19 protein-coding genes and 1 pseudogene are annotated in these 22086 nt (G+C 75.5%); 10 read left to right on the top strand and 10 right to left on the bottom strand.

The window, feature by feature from the left end:
• Positions 1–60: 60 nt before the first annotated feature.
• A complete protein-coding gene (locus EQG70_RS06570) occupies positions 61–915 on the top strand; it encodes a 3'-5' exonuclease (protein WP_095650633.1) in 855 nt (284 codons plus the stop codon).
• A 43-nt stretch (positions 916–958) separates the two neighbouring features.
• On the opposite strand, the gene hemL is transcribed toward EQG70_RS06570, so the two are convergent.
• The 8 genes and pseudogenes from hemL to hemE form a co-directional block, all read right to left on the bottom strand.
• Positions 959–2275: a glutamate-1-semialdehyde 2,1-aminomutase gene (gene hemL, locus EQG70_RS06565; RefSeq protein ID WP_095650634.1), complete on the bottom strand. Its 1317-nt coding sequence runs from the start codon at positions 2273–2275 to the stop codon at positions 959–961.
• Positions 2276–2327: 52 nt separating this feature from the next.
• Positions 2328–3326, bottom strand: coding sequence for a porphobilinogen synthase (gene hemB / locus EQG70_RS18485; RefSeq protein ID WP_167508944.1), 999 nt, complete (start codon positions 3324–3326; stop codon positions 2328–2330).
• Positions 3327–3839: 513 nt separating this feature from the next.
• Positions 3840–4313: pseudogene (locus EQG70_RS18825) on the bottom strand (uroporphyrinogen-III synthase); the annotation flags it as partial.
• A gap of 107 nt (positions 4314–4420) precedes the next feature.
• Positions 4421–5380 (bottom strand): hydroxymethylbilane synthase, encoded by a 960-nt coding sequence (hemC, locus tag EQG70_RS06555; RefSeq protein WP_017833436.1) that lies wholly within the window; start codon positions 5378–5380, stop codon positions 4421–4423.
• The gene (locus EQG70_RS06550) at positions 5371–6579 is read right to left on the bottom strand and encodes a ferrochelatase (protein WP_109268077.1); all 1209 of its coding nucleotides are present in this window, start codon (positions 6577–6579) and stop codon (positions 5371–5373) included. The genes hemC and EQG70_RS06550 overlap by 10 nt, the downstream gene beginning before the upstream one ends.
• Complete coding sequence (gene hemQ / locus EQG70_RS06545) at positions 6576–7328, bottom strand: hydrogen peroxide-dependent heme synthase (RefSeq protein WP_095650638.1); 753 nt, start codon at positions 7326–7328, stop codon at positions 6576–6578. Before hemQ ends, EQG70_RS06550 begins: the two co-directional genes overlap by 4 nt.
• A gap of 3 nt (positions 7329–7331) precedes the next feature.
• Entirely contained in the window at positions 7332–8870 is a 1539-nt protein-coding gene (hemG, locus tag EQG70_RS06540; protein ID WP_241975588.1) for a protoporphyrinogen oxidase, read from the bottom strand.
• Entirely contained in the window at positions 8867–10072 is a 1206-nt protein-coding gene (hemE, locus tag EQG70_RS06535; protein WP_095650639.1) for a uroporphyrinogen decarboxylase, read from the bottom strand. Before hemE ends, hemG begins: the two co-directional genes overlap by 4 nt.
• Before the next feature lie 149 nt (positions 10073–10221).
• On the opposite strand from hemE, the gene EQG70_RS06530 reads away from it, so the two are divergent.
• The 5 genes from EQG70_RS06530 (at position 10222) to EQG70_RS06510 (ending at position 15409) form a co-directional block, all read left to right on the top strand.
• Positions 10222–11547, top strand: coding sequence for a glutamyl-tRNA reductase (locus EQG70_RS06530; protein WP_017833431.1), 1326 nt, complete (start codon positions 10222–10224; stop codon positions 11545–11547).
• A gap of 50 nt (positions 11548–11597) precedes the next feature.
• Complete coding sequence (locus tag EQG70_RS06525) at positions 11598–12215, top strand: TetR/AcrR family transcriptional regulator (RefSeq protein ID WP_017833430.1); 618 nt, start codon at positions 11598–11600, stop codon at positions 12213–12215.
• A 52-nt stretch (positions 12216–12267) separates the two neighbouring features.
• A complete protein-coding gene (locus EQG70_RS06520; RefSeq protein ID WP_035927396.1) occupies positions 12268–12504 on the top strand; it encodes a DUF3107 domain-containing protein in 237 nt (78 codons plus the stop codon).
• Positions 12505–12853: 349 nt separating this feature from the next.
• Complete coding sequence (locus EQG70_RS06515; RefSeq protein WP_419095748.1) at positions 12854–14344, top strand: DEAD/DEAH box helicase; 1491 nt, start codon at positions 12854–12856, stop codon at positions 14342–14344.
• A gap of 207 nt (positions 14345–14551) precedes the next feature.
• The gene (locus tag EQG70_RS06510; RefSeq protein WP_017833427.1) at positions 14552–15409 is read left to right on the top strand and encodes a DNA-methyltransferase; all 858 of its coding nucleotides are present in this window, start codon (positions 14552–14554) and stop codon (positions 15407–15409) included.
• A gap of 31 nt (positions 15410–15440) precedes the next feature.
• On the opposite strand, the gene EQG70_RS06505 is transcribed toward EQG70_RS06510, so the two are convergent.
• Positions 15441–16292, bottom strand: coding sequence for a PHP domain-containing protein (locus tag EQG70_RS06505; RefSeq protein WP_031283018.1), 852 nt, complete (start codon positions 16290–16292; stop codon positions 15441–15443).
• An 81-nt stretch (positions 16293–16373) separates the two neighbouring features.
• On the opposite strand from EQG70_RS06505, the gene EQG70_RS06500 reads away from it, so the two are divergent.
• A complete protein-coding gene (locus EQG70_RS06500) occupies positions 16374–17948 on the top strand; it encodes an aminopeptidase P family protein (RefSeq protein WP_035927404.1) in 1575 nt (524 codons plus the stop codon).
• Positions 17949–17966: 18 nt separating this feature from the next.
• Here the strand turns inward: EQG70_RS06500 and EQG70_RS06495 are convergent, their stop codons facing one another.
• Complete coding sequence (locus EQG70_RS06495; RefSeq protein ID WP_109268079.1) at positions 17967–18842, bottom strand: YflT domain-containing protein; 876 nt, start codon at positions 18840–18842, stop codon at positions 17967–17969.
• A gap of 106 nt (positions 18843–18948) precedes the next feature.
• On the opposite strand from EQG70_RS06495, the gene EQG70_RS06490 reads away from it, so the two are divergent.
• The 3 genes from EQG70_RS06490 to EQG70_RS06480 are packed head-to-tail and all read left to right on the top strand — an operon-like array spanning position 18949 to position 22052.
• On the top strand, positions 18949–20250 hold the full coding sequence (locus tag EQG70_RS06490; RefSeq protein ID WP_017833422.1) for a magnesium transporter MgtE N-terminal domain-containing protein: 1302 nt from the start codon (positions 18949–18951) through the stop codon (positions 20248–20250).
• Complete coding sequence (locus EQG70_RS06485; RefSeq protein WP_017833421.1) at positions 20243–20872, top strand: DUF1003 domain-containing protein; 630 nt, start codon at positions 20243–20245, stop codon at positions 20870–20872. The genes EQG70_RS06490 and EQG70_RS06485 overlap by 8 nt, the downstream gene beginning before the upstream one ends.
• A complete protein-coding gene (locus tag EQG70_RS06480; protein WP_109268080.1) occupies positions 20865–22052 on the top strand; it encodes an Mrp/NBP35 family ATP-binding protein in 1188 nt (395 codons plus the stop codon). Before EQG70_RS06485 ends, EQG70_RS06480 begins: the two co-directional genes overlap by 8 nt.
• The last annotated feature ends 34 nt before the right edge of the window (positions 22053–22086 follow it).

Below are 22086 nucleotides of genomic sequence, written 5' to 3'. Positions count from 1 at the left end.
GGCGTCGGCCGGGGCGGCCGCGTCCGTGGCGGGTCGGAGGGGGCCGGTACGGTGGGAGCCATGTCCTCGCCCTCAGGCCCCGCCGGCCCCACCGACCAGCTGCCCCTGTTCGACGCCGCCCCGCTGCGCGCGCCGAGGCCCGCCCCGCCCGCGCCGGACGACGCCGCGGAGCAGGACGTGCTCTTCGACCTCGAGGGGTCCGCGGGCGCCCCGGGGGCGTCCCCCGCGTGGACCGAGGGTCCGCGCGCCTCCTTCGACCTCGAGACGACCGGCCGCGACCCGCACACGGCCCGCATCGTCACGGCGTCCGTCGTGCGCACCGACGCCGCGGGCGCCGTGACGGACGAGTGGGAGTGGCTGGCGGACCCGGGGGTGGAGATCCCCGAGGAGGCGGCCGCCGTGCACGGGGTGAGCACCGAGCGGGCCCGCGCCGAGGGCCGGCCCGCCGCGGAGGTGGTCGCGGAGATCGCGGGCGTCCTGGCCGGCCTCTTCGCCGCGGGCACGCCCGTGCTGGTGTTCAACGCCTCCTACGACTTCACGGTCCTCGCCCACGAGGGCCGGCGCCACGGGGTGGAGGTCCCGCAGCCCTTCCCGGTGCTGGACCCCTACGTCCTCAACAAGCAGGTGCACCGGTACCGGCGCGGCAAGCGCACCCTCGGGGCGCTGTGCGAGGAGTACGGGGTCGAGCTCACCGCGGCGCACACCTCGGCGGCGGACTCGGTCGCGACGGAGCGGCTCGCGGTGCTGATGGCCCGCCGCTTCCCCGAGCTGGTGCGCCCGGCGGCCGCGCTGCACGCCGACCAGGTGGGGTGGGCGGCCGAGCAGGCCGCGAGCCTCCAGGAGTACTTCCGCCGGACCCGCCCGGACGCGGTGGTCGACGGCGCGTGGCCGCTCCGCCGCCCCGAGGACGCCTGAGCGCTCCCCGGGACGGCGGCCGGCCGGGTCCCGGCGGCCGTGGTCAGGCGGCCGGCCGGGCCTCGGCGGCCGCGCGCGCCGCGGCCGGCAGGGCGGAGACGATCCGGTCCATCGCGGCGTCGTCGTGCGCGGCGGAGAGGAACCACGCCTCGAACACCGACGGGGGCAGGTAGACGCCCTGGTCGAGCATCGCGTGGAAGAACGCCGGGTAGCGGAACGTCTCCTGCGCCTTGGCCTGCGCGTAGTCGTGCACGCCGGCGGCGGAGGTGCCGAAGGCCACCGAGAACAGGTTGCCGGCCGACTGGATCGAGTGGTCGACCCCGGCCTCGGTCAGCGCCGCGCGCACCGCCTCCTGCAGCTGCGCCGAGCGCCGGTCGACGGTCTGGTAGGCGATCCGGTCCGCGGTGCGCAGGGTCGCCGCGCCCGCGGCCATCGCCACGGGGTTCCCGGACAGGGTTCCGGCCTGGTACACGGGCCCGAGGGGCGCCAGGTGGTTCATGACCGCGGCCCGCCCGCCCACGCCGGCGACCGGCAGCCCGCCGCCGATGACCTTCCCGAACATGAACAGGTCGGGCTCCCAGCCGTCCTCGCCCGCGGCGGTGAGACCCCAGTAGCCGGCCTCGTGCACGCGGAACCCGGTCAGCACCTCGTCGAAGATCATCAGCGCCCCGTGCTCGCGCGTGAGCCGGCGCAGGCCCGCGTTGAAGCCCTCGCCGGGGGTGACCACACCCATGTTGGCGGGCGCGCCCTCGGTGATGACGGCGGCGATCCGGCCGGGGTGGGCGGCGAAGGCCTCCTCCACGGCGGCGAGGTCGTTGTAGGGCAGCACCAGGGTCTCGGCCGCGGTGGCCGCGGTGACCCCGGCGGAGCCGGGCAGGGCGAGGGTCGCCACGCCGGAGCCCGCCTCGGACAGCAGGGAGTCCACGTGCCCGTGGTAGCACCCGGCGAACTTCACGACGAGGTCCCGGCCGGTCACGCCGCGCGCCAGGCGGATCGCGGTCATGGCCGCCTCGGTCCCGGTCGAGACCATGCGCAGCTCGTCGATCGCGCCGATCCGCTCGACCACGAGTTCGGCCAGCTCGGTCTCCCCGCGGGTCGTGGCCCCGAAGGACAGGCCGCGCTCCACGGCCTCGTGCACGGCCTCGATGACGGCCGGGTGGGAGTGCCCGACGAGGGCGGGCCCCCACGAGCTGACGAGGTCGACGTACTCGCGGCCGTCGACGTCGGTGAGGTACGGGCCCTTGGCCGCGGTGATGAAGGGCGGGGTGCCGCCCACGGACGCGAAGGCCCGCACCGGGGAGTTGACCCCGCCGGGCATGACCTTGCGCGCGCGGTCGAAGAGTTCCTGGGAAACGCTCATGGGTTTGTCTGCTTCCTTCCGCCGGGGGTGCCGGCTCGGGGGACGGTGGGGGTCAGGAGAGGCCGTTCTCCTCGCGGAACCAGTCCGCGAGCTCGACGGCGAAGTAGGTGAGCACGGAGTCGGCGCCCGCGCGGCGGATGGACAGCACGGACTCCTGGATCGCGGCCCGGCGGTCGATCCAGCCGTTGGCGGCGGCGGCCTCGATCATGGCGTACTCGCCGGAGATCTGGTACGCGGAGACGGGCACCGGGGAGACCTCGGCCACGTCGCGGAGGATGTCGAGGTAGCTCATGGCCGGTTTGACCATGACCATGTCGGCGCCCTCGTCCAGGTCCAGCTGCAGCTCGTGCAGCGCCTCCCGGCGGTTGGCGGGGTCCATCTGGTAGCTGCGGCGGTCGCCCTGCAGCTGGGAGTCCACGGCCTCGCGGAACGGGCCGTAGAACGCGGAGGAGTACTTCGCGGAGTAGGCCAGGACGGCGACGTCGGGGTGCCCGGCCTCGTCGAGGGCGGAGCGGATCACGCCGACCTGGCCGTCCATCATGCCGGAGGGCCCGAGCACGTGGGCGCCCGCCTCGGCCTGGGCCACGGCCATCCGGCCGTAGATCTCCAGGGTCGCGTCGTTGTCCACGGTCCCGTCCTCGGCCAGGACGCCGCAGTGCCCGTGGTCGGTGAACTCGTCCAGGCACAGGTCGGCCATGACGACGAGGTCGTCGCCGACCTCGGCGCGCACGGCGCGCAGCGCCCGGTTCAGGATGCCCTCGGGGTCGCACCCGGCGCTGCCCTCGGGGTCCCGCTCGGCGGGCACGCCGAAGATCATGAACCCGCGGAGGCCCTTGGCCACGGCCTCGGCGGCGGCGCGCCGGAGCGAGTCCATGGAGTGCTGGACGACCCCCGGCATGGAGCCGAGCGGGGCGGGCTCGGCGAGGCCCTCGCGGACGAACACGGGCAGGATGAGGTCGGACGGATGGACCCTGGTCTGCGCGGCGAGCCGGCGCACGGCCGGGGTGGTGCGCAGGCGGCGGGGGCGGGACACCAGGTCGTAGCGGGGAATTCGGTGGGTCACGGAGTTCGTCTCCTCGGTCGCAGGGATCGGTGTCGTCGGGATCGGTGTGGTCGGTGCGGCCGGCGGCGGAGCCGCCGCCGTCGGGGTCGGGGCGGGCGCCCCCGCGGCCGCCCGGGAGGCCGCGGGTGCGGTGAGGGCCCGGGCGAGGGCGTCGCGGATCCCCTCCGGGGTGGGCAGGGACGCGGCCACGGACGGCAGGCCGCGCTCGGCGGCGGCGCGTCTCGTCGGCTCGCCGATGGCCACGAGGACGGTGCCGGCCAGGACGGCGGGGTCGTCGCGCACGAGCTCGGCGAGGTGGGACGGCGCCGTGAGCACCACGGCGTCGGCCTCGCCCGCGGCCAGGACCTGCAGCAGGTCGGACCGGTGGAGCTCGGCCACGCGCCCGTCCACGCCGCGGTCCGTGTCGTCGTCCGTGCCGTCGACCGCGTCGTCGTCCGTGCCGTCGGCCTCCCCCTGGGCCGCGGCCCGCCGCACGAGGGGCGCGGGCGCCGGCCAGGGCACGGTCTCGTAGGCCGTGGCCGTCAGCACCCCGTACCCCCGCGCGGTCAGACCGGTCTCGAGGGTGGGCCGGGCCCGGGCGGAGAGCGGCAGCAGGACGGTGCCGGGAGCCGGCTCCGGCGGCCAGTCGGCGAGCAGCCCGGCGGCCGAGTGCACCGCGCCGGGCACGAGGTCCGGCCGCAGCCCGGCCGCCGTGAGGGCCGCGGCCGTGGCGTCCCCCACCGCGGCCACGCGCAGGCCGGCCCGCCGGGCCGCCGCGAACCGGTCGCCGAGTGCCGTGCCGGACGGCTCCCCCGCGACCGCGCGCAGGGCCCGGACGGTGGTGACCGAGGTGACCACCAGCCAGGACCCGGCGGCGGCCCCCGGGTCCGCCGCCCGGTCCAGCAGGGCGGCCACGGGACCGGTGTCCCCGGGGAGGGTGGCCTCGAGCAGCGGGGCGAGCCGGACCCGGGCCCCGTGCCCGTGCAGCAGCGCCACGAGCTCCCTGGCCCGGTCGGCGGAACGGGTCACGACGACCCTGGCCCCGCGCAGGGCGGCGGCCGGGTCGGCGGAGCGGTCGGCGGGGCCGGGGTGCGGCACGGGTCTCAGAGCGTCAACCGGGCCAGCCGGCCGGCGCCGTCGGCGAGCAGCTCGTCGCCCAGCCGGTGGCCGAGGGCGCGGGCGTCGTCGACGCCGCGCTCCGCGGTGCGGCCGCTGCGGCGCATGACCCGGCTGCCGTCCGGGTCGGCCACGACGACGTCGAGCACGAGCACGCCGTCCTCGATCCGCGCGAAGGTGCCCACGGGGGCCGCGCAGCCGGCCTCGAGCCGGGTCAGCAGCGCCCGTTCCGCGGTCACGGCCAGGCGGGTCTCCAGGTGGTCCACCGCGGCGAGGGCGGCGGCGAGCGGGGTGTCCCCCGAGGCGTCCTCGGTGCGGCACTCGAGGGCCAGGGCGCCCTGCCCGGGGGCGGGGAGCATGACGGACGGGTCGATCAGCTCGGTGATCGCGTCCTCCAGCCCGAGCCGCCGCAGCCCGGAGGCGGCGAGCACCACGGCGTCGAGGTCGCCGGGGGCCACCCGCCCCAGCCGGGTGCCCACGTTGCCGCGGATGTCGACGATCTCCAGGTCCGGGCGCGCCGCGCGCACCTGCGCCGCGCGCCGCGGGGAGCCGGTGCCGACCTTCGCGCCGGCGGGCAGACCGGCGAGGGTCAGCCCGTCGCGGGCGCACAGCGCGTCCCGGGGGTCCTCCCGCTCCGGCACCGCGGCGACCTCGAGGCCCGGCACGGGAGCGGTGGGCAGGTCCTTGAGGGAGTGCACGGCCAGGTCCACGGATCCCGCCAGCAGCGCGGCCCGCAGGGCCGTGGCGAAGACCCCGGTGCCGCCCATCTGGGACAGGGGCCCGGTCAGGACGTCGCCCTCGGTGCGGATCGTGACGAGCTCCGGCTCCAGCCCGCCCGCCGCCGCGACGGCCCTGGCCGCCGTGGTGGTCTGGGTGAGCGCGAGCCGGGAGCCGCGGGTCCCGACCCGCAGCACCGGGAGCCCCTGCGCCGCGGCCGTCACGACCACCGCACCTCCCCCGCCTCGTCGAGGGCGACCGGGAGGGGCTCGCCCTGGGGGCGCTGCGCGATGGTCGGACGGGGCCCGGTGGCGCCGCGCAGCACCTTGACGCAGCAGTCCGGGGCGCAGTCGTCGAACCACGTGCCCTCGGCGCACGCGGAGAGCCGCGGCGGGGCGGCGCGCCCGGCGACGCGCTGCTCCACGAGGTCTGCGAGCCCGGCCACGAACGCCGGGTGGGTGCCCGCGGTGGGGGTGCGCACGGCCGGCAGGCCGAGCCGTTCGCAGGTCTCCAGGGCCTCCGTGTCGAGGTCCCACTTGACCTCCATGTGGTCGGAGACGAAGCCCAGCGGCACGAGGACCACGCCGGCGACACCGCGCTCGGCGAGCTCCTCGAGGGCGTCGTTGACGTCCGGCTCGAGCCACGGCACCTGCGGCGGCCCGGAGCGGGACTGGTAGACGAGGTCCCAGGTGTGGTCCCCGAGCTCCTCCGCCCCCACGCGCTCCAGCACGGTCCGGGCCACGGCCAGGTGCTGGGCGACGTAGGCGGAGCCCTCCTCGAAGTCCATCCGCGCCGGCCCGGAGGCCTCGGCGTCGGTCGTGGGGATGGAGTGGGTGCAGAACAGGACCGCGATCCTGCCGCCGTCGGCGCCGAGCCGGTCGCGCACCTGCGCGAGGCCCTCCCGGAGGCCCTCGACGAAGGGCTGCACGAAGCCCTCGGAGTCGTAGTACTGGTGGACCTTGTCGACCTGCATCTCGTCCGCGAGGCCGAGCTCCTCGAGCGCCACGCCGTAGTCCTCGCGGTACTGGCGGCAGCCGGAGTAGCTGGAGTAGGCGCTGGTGGCGAGCACCAGGAGCTTGCGCAGCCCGCGCGCGTGGCACTCCCGCACCACGTCCGCCACGTAGGGCGCCCAGTTCCGGTTGGCCCACAGCACGGGCACGCTCAGGCCCCGGCCGAGCAGCTCGGCCTCGAGGGCGGAGCGCAGCGCGCGGTTCTGGGCGTTGATGGGGCTGACGCCGCCGTTGGCCCGGTAGTGGGTGGCCACCTCCTCCAGCCGCTCGTCGGGGATGCCGCGGCCCTTCGTGACGTTGCGCAGGAACGGCAGGACGTCGTCCTGCCCCTCCGGCCCGCCGAAGGACGAGAGGACGACGGCGTCGTAGTGCTCCGGCGCGTGCGCGCGGGCCCGCGACAGGGCGTTCTCGGCGCTCATCGGAGCACCTCCGCGAGCTCCTCGGAGCGGATCCGGCGGCCCGTGTAGAACGGTGTCTCCTCGCGCACGTGCAGCCGGGCCTCCGTGTTGCGGAAGGCCCGCATGACGTCGACGAGGTCGACCAGCTCGGGGGCCTCGAGCGCGAGCAGCCACTCGAAGTCGTTGAGCCCGAAGCACGCGATGGTGTTGGCGAGGACCTGGGGGTAGTCGCGCGCCGCCATGCCGTGGTTGCGCAGCATCTCGGCGCGGCGCTGGGCGTTCATGTAGTACCACTCGTAGGAGCGCACGAACGGGTAGACGCAGACCCAGTCCTCGGGGGCGACGCCGCGGGCGAAGGACGGCGAGTGGTTCCGGGTGAACTCGGCGTCCCGGTGCACCCCCATCGCGTTCCAGGCCTGCGCGGTGCCGGCCAGGAGCTCCGTGCGGCGCAGCCGGCGGACCGCCGACTGGAGCGCCTGGGGGTCGTCGCCGTGCAGCCACGTGAGGACGTCGGCGTCCTCGCGCATCCCCGAGACGTCGTAGGCGCCGCGCAGCGTCACGCCCTCGGCCGCCAGCTGCTCGACGACACCGTCGAACTCGGCGGCCGCGGAGGCGTCGTCGCCGGCCGTGCGGGCCGCGGCCCCGCCGGCGGGGCGGGCGAACACGGACCAGACGGCCCAGTGCAGCCGCTCCGCGCCGCCGTCCTGCGTCGGCTCGGGCGTGGCTGCGGGGTGACCGCCGTGCTCGTGGGGGCTGGTGTCGTGGGACAAGGCTCAGTCCTTTCGTCGGGTGCTGGTCGGTGGGGTGCGTGCCGGTTCGGTGGCGGCCGGCGCGGCGTCGTCCGGGACGCCCGCCTCGGCGAGCAGGGCGCGGACCTGGGCCCGGGTGTCGGCGACGACGGAGGCGAGGCCCGTGCCCGCGAGCCACCCGCCGACCGCGACGGCGTCGGGCAGCGCCGCCAGCGCCCGCCGGAAGTCGGCGACCCGCCGGGCGTGCCCGACGCCGGTGCGGGGCAGCGCGGAGCGCCAGCGCACGATGTCCGCGCCGACGAGCTGGGCGGGCCGCAGGGGCATGCCCATGAGGGTCGAGGCGTCGGAGAGGGCCAGGCGGATGAGCTGGTCGTCGGGCAGGGCCACCTCAGGGGGCACGGCGGTGGCGTCGGGCTGGGCGCGCCCGTAGGAGAGCCGCAGCACGTGCCGGCCGGGGCCGGCCGCCTGCCGGACCCAGTCCCACTTGGCGCTCGCGTGGGTGAGGGCCTTGGCGCGCACGCCGCGGGCGTCCTCGCTCACGAGCAGGCCGGTGCCCCGGGGGGCGCCGTCGAGGCGCGGCTCGTCGACCACGAGCGTGGCCAGGGCCACCTGGGGCCCGGCCCCGGGGGCGAACCGCTGGAGCCCCTCCTCGTGGCTGGCGAGGAGCCGGACGGCGGTCGTGCCGTCGGTGGCCATCACGAGCAGCTCCCCGCGCGCCACGGCGGTCTTGTGGCCGAAGCGCGGCTGGCGCTGGATGACCATCCAGCCCTCGCGCCGGGGGTCGCGGTCGAGGGCGATGACGTCGTAGCCGGTGACGAGCTTCACGCCCGCCCGCTCGAGGTCGTGCACGAGGGTCTCGGACAGCGCGTTCATGCCGCCGCGCAGCCCGGCCACGTTCGCGCCCGCGGGCGCGGCGCGGCGCAGGGCGCCCGCCGCGGCGCCGAGGGACCCGTGCTCGCGCAGGGCCCGCCGCAGACCGGGGGCGACGGCGTCGACGTCGAGGTCGTCGGGGTGGGCGGAGTGCACGCCCGTGGCGAACGGCGCGACGAGCCGGTCCAGCACCCGCTCCCCCATCCGCGCCCGGACGAGGCCGCCGAGGGAGCGCTCGGTCATGCCGACGAAGGCCGGCAGCCGGCGGTCGAGGCTCGCGCGCAGCATGCCGGCACGGCCGAGGGCCGCCCGCAGCCGGGGGGCGGTCGGGTCGGCGGGGATGCCCAGGATCCCGGAGTCGGGGGCGGGCACGGCGCCCTCCGGCAGGAACAGCCACGAGCCGGAGCGGTTGGGGTGCACCACGCGCTCGCCGAGGCCGAGCTCGTCCAGGAGGTCGGGGACCGCCCGGGAGCGGGTCGCGAAGGACTCGGCGCCCGAGTCGAGGACGAGGCCCGCCACCTGGTGGGCGCCGACGGCTCCCCCGAGGTGGTCCTCGGCCTCGACCAGGGTGACGCGCAGCCCGCGGGCCGCCAGGTCGCGGGCGGCCACGAGCCCGGAGACGCCGCCGCCCACCACGAGGGCGGATCGGGGCGGGGTCCGGCGGGCGGGCCGGCCGTCCCGCTCCGCGCTCACGGCCTGCCGCCGCGAGGGGTCTGCTCCAGCGGCTGGTCGTGGACGAAGGACACGAGGTCCGTCAGCACCTGCGGGTCGGTGCCCGGCGGGACGCCGTGGCCGAGGTTCACCACGTGCCCGGGCGCCGTGGCCCCGCCGGCCAGCACCTCGCGCACGTGCTCGGCGAGCACGGGCCAGGGGGCGGTGAGCAGGGCCGGGTCGATGTTGCCCTGCAGCACGGTGGACCCGCCGAGCCGCCGGTTGGCCTCGGCCAGCGGGATCCGGTAGTCCACGCCCACCGCGTCCGCGCCGGCGTCCCGCATCGCGGCGAGCAGCTCACCGGTGCCGGTGCCGAAGTGGATCCGGGGCACGGCGAGGTCCTCGACGGCGCGCAGCGCGGCCGCCGAGTGCTCCACCACGTGCGCGGAGTAGTCGGCCAGGGACAGGGAGCCCGCCCAGGAGTCGAAGAGCTGCACGGCGGAGGCGCCGGCCTCGACCTGGGCGCGCAGGAACGCCCCGGACGTCCGGGCCGCCCACTCGGCGAGCGCCCGCCAGGCCGCCGGGTCGGCGTGCATCATCGTGCGCGGCAGCAGGTGGTCCCGGGAGGGCCCGCCCTCGACCATGTAGGCGGCCACGGTGAACGGCGCCCCGGCGAAGCCGATGAGCGGGGTCGCCCCGAGCTCCGCGACGGTGCGGGCGACGGCCTCGCGGATCGGGTCGAGGGAGCCCTCGGCGAGCTCGGGCAGGGCGGCGACGTCGGCGGCCGTGCGCACGGGGCGCTCCAGGACGGGACCGCGGCCCGGGACGATCTCGACGTCCACGCCGGCCACGCGCATGGGCACGACGATGTCGGAGAAGAAGATGGCGGCGTCGACGTCGTGCCGGCGCACCGGCTGGAGCGTGATCTCGGCGGCCATCGCGGGGTCCAGGCAGGCGTCGAGCATGGCGGTGCCCTGGCGCAGGGACCGGTACTCCGGCAGCGACCGGCCCGCCTGCCGCATGAACCACACCGGGCGGCGGCCGGGCGCGCGGCCCGTGAGGGCCTGCAGCAGCGGGGCGTCCAGTGTGCCGGCGGCCCGCAGCGGATGGCCCTGCGGCAGCGCCCCGAGCGATCCGGTCAGGCGCCGGAACGCCGCCGAGGGGTGGGTGCCGCCCGTGGGGTGCCCGGGAACGGCTGCGGTCGACGTGTCCGGCGTGCTCGCCGTCTCAGGGGTGGTAGGCATAGTGCTCCCATTGTGCCAAGGAACACCGACGTCGTTTACCGACGCAGCGTCACCGGGGTCCGGGAGGGGCCGGTCGGTGACGGACGTGAGCGGCCTCTCGGACGTCACTGAGGCGCGGATCCGCGGTGACCGTCTAGTATGAATGCACTGTGGTCCTCTTCGCTCTCGTCGCCTCCCATCAGAACGTCGATCTGAACACCGTTGCGCGTCTCAGCACCGGTGCGCTCGGGCTGTCCGAGGAGATGGTCCGCAGCGGCCCGCTCCGGGGCGCCGTGACCCTCTCGACGTGCAACCGGCTCGAGATCTACGGGGAGCTCGAGGACACGCCGGGCGTCCCGTCCGGGGCGGCGCTGGACCGGGTCCTGGCCGAGCTCGCCGAGCAGATCGGCTCCCGCGCCGGGCTCGACCCCGAGTTCGTGGCCGACTCCCTGCGGGCCTTCACCGACTCCGGCGCCGCACGCCACCTCTTCACCGTGGTCTCCGGGCTGGAGTCCGCCGTGGTGGGCGAGCGCGAGATCACCGGGCAGGTCCGGCGCGCCCTCAACGACGCCCAGCAGGCGGGGACGGTCTCCGGCAAGCTCCAGCGGCTGTTCGAGGCGGCCGCCCGCACCGCCCGCAAGGTGGGCACGCAGACCGCCCTGGGCGAGCGCGGCCGCTCCATCGTCTCCGTGGCCCTGGACCTCGCCGACGACGTCACGTCCGGCACATGGACGTCGCGCCGGGCCCTCGTGTTCGGCACGGGCGCCTACGCAGGGGCGACCATGGCGGCCCTGCGCGACCGCGGCTGCGCGGACATCGAGGTGTACTCGGCGTCGGGCCGGGCGGAGCAGTTCACCGAGAACCGCGGCGGCACCCCGGTGGGGACCGCGGAGCTGGCCGCGGCCCTGGAGCGCGCCGACGTCGTGATCGGCTGCAGCGGCGGCTCCGCCCCCATGGGCGCCGCCGCGTTCCCCGCCGGGTCCCGCACCGTGGTCGACCTGGCCCTGACCCGCGACTTCGACCCCGCCGTGGCGGACCTGCCCGGCGTCGAGCTCATCACCCTCGAGTCGGTGCGCGTGGCCGCCCCGGACGAGACCCGGGAGTCCGTCGACGCCGCGAGCGGGATCGTCGAGCGCGCCGCCCAGGAGTTCGCCGCGAGCCAGGAGGCCCGGGACATGGACGCCGCGATCGTCGCCCTGCGCAAGCACACCATGGCCGTCCTGGACGCCGAGCTCGAGAAGGTCACCTCCCACCACGGATGCACGGCCGCCCAGGAGCAGATCGAGCTCGCGATGCGGCGCATGGTCCGCTCCCTGCTGCACACCCCCACCGTCCGCGCGCGCGAGCTCGCCGCGCAGGGCCGGCAGGACGAGTACATCACCGGTCTGGCGGCGCTGTACGGCATCGAGGTCCCCGCGCCCGCCGCGGAGGAGAGCGCACCACCGGCGGCCGGGGCGCCGCCGGAAGCCGCCACCCGGTCCCAGGCCGCGGGGTAGGGCAGCATTCGTTCGGGCGGCGCCGCCGACCGGTTGAGGAGGAACGGTTCATGACTGAGACCAGGAGAGGCCGCCCGGCGCGCCTCCCGCGCGAGGCCCGCCGGCGGCAGCTGCTCGAGACGGCGCTGACCGTGTTCTCCTCGAACGGCTACCACGGGTCGTCCATGGACGACATCGCCGACGCCGCCCAGGTGAGCAAGCCCGTCCTCTACCAGCACTTCCCCGGCAAGCGCGAGCTGTACCTCGCCCTCGTGGACCACTACCTGCAGGAGCTCTCGCTCGGGCTCGTCACGGCGCTGCAGGGCAGCGACGTGAACCGCGAGCGGGTCGAGTCCATGCTGGACGTCTACTTCGGCTTCGTCGAGGCCAATCCGGAGGCCCACCGGCTGATCTTCGAGTCCGACCTGCTGGCGGACCCGGAGGTCGCGGAGCGCTTCGAGAGCTTCCACCTCGCCGTGGCGGACTCGATCGCCGGGGTCCTCGGGCCCAACGCGGGGCTGAGCCACCCGCACGCCGTGCTCGTCTCCCGCTCCCTCACCGGCATGGCGCAGACCGCCGCGGTGCACTGGATCCGCAACCCGGGCACCGGCGGCCGGGCCGAGGCCCAGCGCCAGATCTTCCGTTTAGCTTGGGGCGGAATCTCGATCATCGACGAGGACTGGCAGTAGCGCCCTCCTAGACTGGCCGGGACGCATCCCGCAACCCTGACCAGGAGGAACCATGGAAATCAAGATCGGTGTTCAGCACGTCGCCCGGGAGATCGTCGTCGACTCCGCGCTCGAGGCGCCGGAGGCCGTGGAGCTGATCACCGCGGCCATGTCCTCCGGGTCCCCCCTGACCCTGACGGACACCAAGGGCAACGTGACGGTCGTCCCCGCGGGCGTCATCGGCTACGCCGCCGTCGGCGCGGAGCAGAAGCGGGCGGTCGGCTTCACCCCCTTCGCCCAGGACGGCTGAGACCCCCTCCGCCCGGCACGGCGGACCCGGCCCGGCGACCGCACGGAGCGTGCGCGGTCGTCGGGCTACACTGTTGAGTGCACTGGATGACCGGTCGTACCCGCGATCCCACGAACGACAGACACCTACTCGCCCCCGCTCCCCGCGAACAGGCCCCCCACAGCGGCCTCGCGCAGGACCGGACCCGGGCGCCACGCTCCCGTGGCCCGCGCGGTCGAGGCGGCGCACGCTCACGATCGGCTTCCACCCACCGCACGCCCCCCGGCGCCCGCCAGCACGGCGGCCCGGAGGCCGGACCCCGAGGTCCCCTCCCTTCAGCGGGCGTGCCCGAGTCGTAAGGAAACCGACCGTGACCGACCACATCACCGACACCGCACCGGACGCCGCCGCGCCCGACGACGGGACCGTCCTCGACGGCACCCCCGAGGTGGTCGTCGAGACCACCGAGCGCCCCGAGCCGCTGCCCCAGGACTTCGCCGAGTTCGGGGTGCGCCAGGACATCGTGGACTCCCTCGCCGCCGAGGGCATCGTCCACCCCTTCCCCATCCAGGCCATGACCCTGCCGGTGGCGCTGTCCGGGCAGGACATCATCGGGCAGGCCAAGACCGGCACGGGCAAGACCCTCGGCTTCGGCATCCCCGTGGTCCAGCGCGTCGTGGGCCGCGGCGACGCGGGGTGGGACCAGCTGAAGAAGCCGGGCGCCCCGCAGGCGCTCATCGTGGTGCCCACCCGCGAGCTCGCCGTCCAGGTCGGCCACGACCTGGCCACCGCCGCGCGGACCCGCGACGCCCGGGTGGCCACCATCTACGGCGGCCGCGCCTACGAGCCCCAGATCGAGCAGCTGCAGGCGGGCGTCGAGGTCGTCGTCGGCACCCCCGGCCGGCTCATCGACCTCAACCGGCAGCGCCACCTCGACCTGTCCGCGGTGCGGGCCGTGGTGCTCGACGAGGCCGACGAGATGCTCGACCTCGGCTTCCTGCCCGACGTCGAGAAGCTGCTCTCGGCCGTGCCCGAGGTCCGGCAGACGATGCTCTTCTCCGCGACGATGCCCGGGCCCGTGGTGGCCATGGCCCGCCGCTACATGACCAAGCCCATGCACATCCGGGCCGCCGCGCCGGACGAGGGCGCCACCAAGAAGGACATCCGCCAGGTGGTCTACCGGGCGCACCACCTCGACAAGGACGAGGTCGTGGCCCGGATCCTGCAGGCCGAGGGCCGGGGGCGCACGATCGTGTTCACCAAGACCAAGCGGGCCGCGGCCAAGCTCGCGGACGAGCTGATCACCCGCGGCTTCGCCGCCGCCCCGCTGCACGGCGACCTGGGGCAGGGCGCCCGCGAGCAGGCGCTGCGCGCGTTCCGCAACAACAAGGTCGACGTGCTCGTGGCCACGGACGTCGCCGCCCGCGGCATCGACGTCGAGGACGTCACGCACGTCATCAACTTCCAGTGCCCCGAGGACGAGAAGACCTACCTGCACCGCACCGGCCGCACCGGCCGCGCGGGCAACAAGGGCACGGCCGTGACGTTCGTGGACTGGGACGACATCCCGCGCTGGCGGCTGATCGACAAGGCCCTGGAGCTCGGCATCCCCGAGCCCCGCGAGACCTACTCCTCCTCCGAGCACCTGTACGAGGAGCTGAGCATCCCGAAGGGCACCAAGGGCCGGCTCCCCCGCTCCAGGCGCACCCACGAGGGGCTCGGCGCCGAGGTCCTCGAGGACCTCGGCGAGCCCGGCGGGCGCAAGAGCGGCCCGCGCGGCGAGGGCCGGGACGGCGCTCGCGCGACCGCGGCGCCGGCCGCGGCGGGCGTATTCCGGCCGCGGCGGGTCCGGCTGCGGTGAGGGGCGCGGCCGCGGCCGCCGCGACGACGCCGCGACGTCGTCCGCTCCGCGCGAGGACGCCCGGGCGCCCCGGGCGGCTGCGCGCGAGACGGCTCCCGAGGCGCCCCGGGAGACCTCGGTGGAGCGCACCTCGGACGGCACCACCCGGCGCCGCCGGCGCCGCCGCAGCAGCGCGGCCTCGCCGGAGCAGAGCGGCACCGCCGGCGAGTGAGCCCCTTCGCCTTCGACGCCGAGGGCCCCGACGCGGTGGTCGCCGCGGAGAACCTGGATCTCCTGCGGCGGCTGCCCGGCGGGGCCTTCCGCATGATCTACGTGGACCCGCCCTTCAACACGGGCCGCACCCAGCGGCGGCGGGAGTCCACGGTGACCCCGGCCGCCGCCGGGGAGGGCGACCGCACCGGCTTCGCCGGCCGCTCCTACACGACCGTGCTGGGGGCCCTGCGCAGCTACGACGACGCGTTCGCCGACTACTGGGGGTTCCTGGAGCCCCGTCTGCGGGAGGCGTGGCGGGTGCTGGCCGACGACGGGACGCTGTACCTGCACCTGGACTACCGGGAGGTGCACTACGCGAAGGTGATGCTGGACGCGATCTTCGGGCGGGAGTGCTTCCTCAACGAGATCATCTGGGCCTACGACTACGGCGGGCGCTCCCGCCGCCGCTGGCCCGCCAAGCACGACAACGTCCTGGTGTACGTCAAGGACCCCGAGCGGTACCTGTTCGACAGCGCCGAGGTCGACCGGGAGCCGTACATGGCCCCGGGCCTGGTGACCCCGGAGAAGGTGCGGCTGGGCAAGCTGCCCACGGACGTGTGGTGGCACACCATCGTCTCCCCCACCGGCCGGGAGAAGACCGGCTACCCCACGCAGAAGCCCGTGGGCCTGGTGCGGCGGATGGTCGCCGCGAGCTCCGCCCCCGGGGACTGGGTCCTGGACTTCTTCGCCGGCTCCGGGACGCTCGGCGCCGCCGCCGGCCAGCTGGACCGGCGGTTCGTGTGCGTGGACCGCAACCCGGAGGCGATCGAGGTCATGCGCGCCCGCCTGCCGGGCGCGACCGTGTGGGACTGAGCACGGCCTCGCCCGGCAGGCGGCGGGGCCCTCAGGGGTAGCGCACGGGGACCCCGGAGCCGGCCTGCTCCTCGATCCGCACGAGCGACTGGACGGACGTCAGGTTCTCCCCCAGCCGGTTGGGCTTGCCGGCCCCGTGGTAGTCGCTCGCGCCCGTGACCACCAGGTCGTGCTCGGAGGCCATCCGGACGAGCCGGGCCCGGGCGTCGTCGGGGTTGTCCCGGTGCGCGACCTCGAGCCCGCCGAGGCCGGCGTCGATCATGGCCTCGAAGACCTCCGGGCCGACCACCCGGCCGCGGGCCGCGGCGAGCGGGTGGGCGAAGACGGGCACGCCGCCGGCGGCCCGGACGAGGCGCACCGCGTGCACCGGGTCCGGGGCGTAGTGGGGGACGTAGTAGCGGGAGCGGCTGTGCAGCACCGAGGCGAAGGCGGCGGTGCGGTTCTCCACGACCCCCACGGTGACGAGCGCGTCGGCGATGTGCGGGCGGCCCACGGTCGCGCCCTCGCGCACGTGGTCCAGGACCACGTCCCAGTCGATCGGGTAGTCCTCGGACAGCAGCTCGACCATGCGCTCGGCCCGGGTGCGCCGCGAGCAGCGGGAGGACTCGATCTCGGCGAGCAGCCGTGGCTCCCGCGGGTCGTGCAGGTAGCTCAGCAGGTGCACCGAGATCCCGTCCTCGGTGGTGCAGGAGATCTCCATGCCCGGGACGAAGGCGACCCCGAGGGCCACCGCGGCGTCCCCGGCCGCCTGCCACCCGGACGTGGTGTCGTGGTCGGTGAGGGCGAAGACGTCCAGGCCCGCCGCGTGCGCCGCGCGGGCCACGTCCGCCGGGCTCTCCGTGCCGTCGGAGTCGGACGAGTGGGTGTGCAGGTCGATCTTCACCCGCTCCACGATACCGGTCCGGGCCGGACGGCCCGCCGCCTCCCGTGGCACGATGAGACCGACGACGCGAGGAAAGGAATCATGACAGAGCACAGCAGCACACCCCAGGACGCGGCGCAGCCGCTCTCGGACCGGGTCGAGAACCGGTCCCAGCGCCCCGACTCCGCCGCCTTCCAGCAGTTCATGGCATCCCAGTGGGCGGAGGCGGAGCCCACCGAGGTGGAGCGGGCCCCGGTCGCGGACTTCGCCGCCGAGCGGCGCCGGCGGATCTCCGAGCGGTTCCCCGGCGAGCGGCTCGTGCTCCCCGCCGGGCCGCTCAAGGTCCGCTCCAACGACACCGACTACCGCTTCCGGCCGCACTCCGCGTTCGCGCACCTCACGGGTCTGGGCGTGGACCACGAGCCCGACGCCGTGCTGGTGCTCGAGCCCGTCCAGGAGGGCGCCGGCGACGACGGGGGCCACCACGAGGCCACCCTGTACTTCCACCCCATGGCCGGCCGGGACTCGAAGGAGTTCTACGCCGACGCCAAGAACGGCGAGTTCTGGGTGGGCCCCCGCCCCACCCTCGAGGAACTGGGCGCCGCCTACGGGCTGCGCACCCGGGACCTCGGGGGCCTCGAGGACGCGGTCACCAAGAACGCCGGGCCCACCGCCCTGGGCGGCCTGCGGGTCCGGCTCGTGCGCGAGGTGGACCTGAACGTCGACGCCCTGGTGGACACCTCCCGGATCAACACCGGGGTGGACCTCGAGTCCTCGGACGCCCTCGACGGCGAGCTCGCCGAGGCGCTCTCGGAGCTGCGGCTCGTCAAGGACGCCCACGAGGTCGGGCAGCTGCGCGAGGCCGTGGACGCGACCATCGCGGGCTTCACCGACATCGTGCACGTGCTGCCGGCCGCCGCGGGCCACCGCCACCGCGGCGAGCGCATGGTCGAGGGCGCCTTCTTCGCCCGCGCCCGCACGGACGGCAACGACCTCGGCTACGACACCATCGCGGCGTGCGGCAACAACGCCACGGTCCTGCACTGGATCCGCAACACCGGGAGGGTGATCCCCGGGGAGCTGATCCTCGTGGACGCGGGCGTGGAGGCCGACTCCCTCTACACCGCTGACATCACCCGCACCCTGCCGGTGAACGGCCGCTACTCGGAGGTGCAGCGGCGGATCTACCAGGCGGTCCTGGACGCCGCCGACGCCGCGTTCGACGCCGCGGTGCCCGGCAACCGGTTCCGGGACGTGCACGCCGCCGCCATGGAGGTCCTGGCCCGGCGGCTGGAGAGCTGGGGCCTGCTGCCCGTGCCCGCCGAGGTCTCGCTCTCCGCGGCGGGCCAGCACCACCGGCGGTGGATGCCGCACGGCACGAGCCACCACCTGGGCCTCGACGTGCACGACTGCGCGCAGGCCAAGCGGGAGCTGTACGTGGACGGGGTCATCGAGCCCGGCATGGTGTTCACCATCGAGCCCGGCCTCTACTTCAAGGCGGAGGACCTCGCGGTGCCGGAGGAGTACCGCGGGATCGGCGTGCGGATCGAGGACGACGTCCTGATCACCGAGGACGGCAACGTCAACCTCTCGTCCGGGCTGCCCCGCACCCCGGACGAGGTCGAGGCGTGGATGACCGGTCTGTGGCACGCCCGGGAGGGCGTCGACCCCAGCTGAGCCGGCGGCCGCCGGCCGTCAGCGGGAGGCGTCGGTGGACGTTCTCCCGCCGGTCGGCGGCCCGGACCGGTCCGGGGCCGCGTCCTGACCGGCGGCGTCCCCGTCGGGCTCCCCGGCGGGGAGCCTGATGCCGTACTGGGGCCGGCCGTCGGGCAGGTCCTGGAACATCGCGGAGCGGCCGGGCGCGTCGGCCTGCTCGCTCTGGCCCGCCGCGGGGACCGCGGGCGCGGGACCCGCGGGTCCGCCGGCCGGCTCCGGGGCGGCGCCGTGGGAGGGCCGCTGCCACGGGGCCCCCGCCGGGGGCCGCCCCGGCGTCCCGGGCTGCGGGGGGCCCTGCCGCATCCCCTGCGGAGGACCCTGCTGCGGAGCGGGCCGCGGCGCGGGAGCGGTCCGCGGCAGGCTCTGCAGCCCGCGCAGCCCCTGGAGCACCTGCTGGGCGCGCTGGGCCACCTCGGGGGCGGCCACGACGTCGTAGGACGTGGCGACGATCTGGTTGGTCGAGGTGAAGTCCCGCTTCCCGCGCTGCATGGCGTAGGTGATGGTGGCGAGCAGCATCCAGAAGGCCCCGCCCATCAGCACCGACACGAGCAGCGTGGACAGCCACTGCTCCCCGCCCAGCAACGACAGGATCATCCCGAGGAACGCGCCGAAGACCATGCCGTTGAGCGCGCCCTGGCCCGCGACCTTCGGATAGCTCAGCCGGCCGGTCACCTGCTCCACGGACTTCAGGTCGTTGCCGACGATCGCGATCCGGTCCACCTCGAACTGCTCGTCCGCCAGGTGGTCCACGGCCTTCTGCGCGTCGGCGTACGTGGCGTAGCGCCCGATCACCTCCCCGCGGGGCAGACCGCGGACGGCGGGACTGGCAGGGGGCAGGGACCGTGGCGAGCTCATGCCCCCATTCTCCCCCATCCGCTCCCGCCACCGCGCCCCGACCCGGTCCCCTCACGGGCCTCGGCCCCCGGAAGGTGCCCGGGGAGCCGGTGGGTAGTCTTGTACGGTGAGCAGCCACATCGACAAGATCTTCATCGCGCGCCTGATCGGCCTCGACGTGTTCGACCCCCTGGGGGACCGTCTGGGGCGGTTGCGCGACGTCGTCGTGCTCATGCGCGGCAGCTCCCGGTACGGCCGCTCCTCCCGCCGGCCCCTCGTGGTCGGCCTCGTGGTGGAGGTCCTCGGCAAGAAGCGGGTGTTCGTGCCGATGACCCGCGTGACCAGCATCGACGCGGAGAAGATCATCAGCACGGGGCTCGTGAACCTGCGCCGCTTCGAGCAGCGCGGCGCGGAGACCCTCGCCGTCGGCGAGGTCTTCGACCGGACCGTGGTGCTGCGCGACGGCTCCGGCTCCGCCACGGTCGAGGACATGGCGATGGAGCGCAAGCGCAACACCGGGGACTGGCTGATCACCCAGCTCTTCGTGCGCCGCACCGGCACGGGCGGGGGCCTGATGCGCCGCCGCAACGAGACGCTGATCATCGACTGGGAGGACGCGGGGGACCCCTCCGCCGCGGGCCACCAGCCGGCCACCCAGTGGGTCGCCTCCCACGAGGAGCAGCAGCCCGCCGACCTCGCGGACGAGCTCCACGACATGTCGGCCAAGCGCATGCTCGAGATCGCCCACGAGCTCCAGGACGACCGGCTCGCCGACGTCCTCGAGGAGCTCCCGGAGGAGGACCAGGTCTACATCCTCACCAACATGGAGCCGGACCGCGCGGCCACGGTGCTCGAGGAGATGGAGCCCGACGACGCCGCCGACCTGCTCAACGAGCTGCCCGAGGCCCAGGCCGAGGAGCTGCTCGCGCGGATGCAGCCCGAGGACGCCGAGGACGTCCGGCGCCTGCTGGAGTACGAGGAGGGCACGGCCGGCTCGCTCATGACCCCCGTGCCGATCATCCTGCCGCCGGAGGCCACGGTGGCCGAGGCGCTCGCGCACATCCGCCAGGAGGAGCTCAGCCCCGCGGTCGCGGCGGCCGTGATCATCTCCCGCCCGCCGCTGGAGACGCCCACCGGCAAGTACCTCGGCATGGTGCACACCCAGAAGCTGCTGCGCTATCCCCCGCCCGAGGCCGTGGGCAACCTCATCGACCGCTCGTTCGAGCCGGTCTCCGACCTCGCCTCCCTGCAGGACGTCGCGCGCGAGCTCGCGACCTACGACCTCACGATCATCCCGGTGGTCAACGACCACGACCGGGTGGTCGGGGCGATCACGATCGACGACGTCCTCGACGCCCTGCTGCCCGAGGACTGGCGCACCGCCGACGACGGGACCCCGATCCGGAAGGTGGGCAAGCGGTATGAGTGAGCGCGAGCCCCGGCGCCCCCGCGTCGGCACCCGCGGCAACGCCCTCGACCAGCCGCGCGAGCACCGGCCGGGACTGCTGGACCGGTTCCGGCCGAACCCCGACGCCTTCGGGCGGATGACCGAGGGCTTCGCCCGGTTCATGGGCACCCCGCAGTTCCTGCTGTGGATGACGGTGTTCGTGGCCCTGTGGCTGGGCTGGAACACCATCGCCCCCCGGGAGCTGCAGTTCGACTCGAAGGACCTCAACTTCACGCTGCTCACGCTCATGCTCTCGCTGCAGGCCTCCTACGCGGCGCCCCTGCTGCTGCTGGCGCAGAACCGGCAGGACGACCGGGACCGGGTGACCCAGGAGGAGGACCGCCGCCGGGCGCAGCAGAACCTCGCCGACACCGAGTACCTGACCCGGGAGATCGCCTCGCTGCGGATCGCGCTGCGCGACGTCGCCACCCGCGACTTCGTGCGCTCGGAGCTGCGCTCGGTGCTCGAGGAGATCCTGGAGTCCCAGGACGACGCCCCGGACGCCGACGAGCCGGGGGCCCCGCCGCGGCGGGGCGCCCGCCGCAGGAGCCGCAACCCCGACCGCCCCACCGCCCCCGAGACCCGAGGGAACCCCCGTGCCTGAGCCCCGCCCCGACGACGTCCTCGCCCCCGAGACCCTCGACCCCGCCCTGCGCGCGGCGCTCGACCGCGTGCTCGACCCGGAGCTGCGCCGGCCCGTGACCGAGCTGGGGATGATCCGCTCCGCCCGCCTCGACGACGCCGGCCACGCCGCGGTGCACGTGCTGCTGACGATCAGCGGCTGCCCCCTCCGCTCGACCATCGAGCGGGACGTCCGGGACGCCGTGGGGACCGTGGCGGGGGTGCGCACCGTGGACGTCGAGATCGGGGTGATGACCCCCGAGCAGCGCACCGCGCTGAAGGACCGGGTGGGCCACACCCGGACCGTCCCCTTCAACGACCCGTCCTCCCTGACCCGGGTGCACGCGGTGACCAGCGGCAAGGGCGGCGTCGGCAAGTCGACGGTCACCGTGAACCTCGCCGCCGCGCTCGCCGCGCGCGGCCGGTCGGTCGGCATCGTGGACGCCGACGTCCACGGGTTCTCCGTGCCCGGGCTGCTCGGCATCGACCGGGCGCCCACCCAGGTGGGGGACATGATCCTGCCCCCCGTCGTGGACGTCCCCGAGGAGGCGCGGGAGGACACCGGGCGCCCCGGGGTGCTCAAGGTCATCTCGATCGGGATGTTCGTGGACCCGGACCAGCCGGTGGCCTGGCGCGGGCCGATGCTGCACCGCGCCGTGGAGCAGTTCCTCACGGACGTGCACTTCGGCGACCTGGACCACCTGTTCCTCGACCTCCCGCCGGGCACGGGCGACATCGCGATCTCCGTGGCCCAGCTGCTGCCGTCCGCGGAGGTGCTCGTGGTCTCCACGCCCCAGCAGGCGGCGGTCGAGGTCGCCGAGCGCTCCGGGGCGCTCGCGGTGCAGACCGGCCAGCGGGTGGCCGGGGTGGTGGAGAACATGGCGGGCATGCCGATGCCGGACGGCAGCGTGCTCGAGCTCTTCGGCGCCGGCGGGGGCACCCGGATCTCGGAGTCCCTGACCCGGCGGCTCGGCTACGACGTGCCGCTGCTCGGCGCCGTGCCGCTCGACGTCGCCCTGCGCGAGGGCGGGGACGCCGGCCGCCCGGTGGTGTGGTCCGCGCCGGGCTCGCCCGCCGCGGTCGCCCTGCGTGCCGTCGCCGACGCGATGGGCGCCCGCCCGCGCGGGCTCGCCGGACGGCCGCTGGGCCTGGGACCGCGCTGACGCGCCGCCGGCCCCGCGCTCGGCGTGTGCGGGG

This window comes from Kocuria rosea (assembly GCF_006094695.1).
Classification (GTDB): Bacteria; Actinomycetota; Actinomycetes; order Actinomycetales; family Micrococcaceae; genus Kocuria; species Kocuria rosea.
The sequence above is the reverse complement of the archived record's forward strand: the minus strand, read 5'-3'. Positions and strand labels throughout refer to the sequence as shown.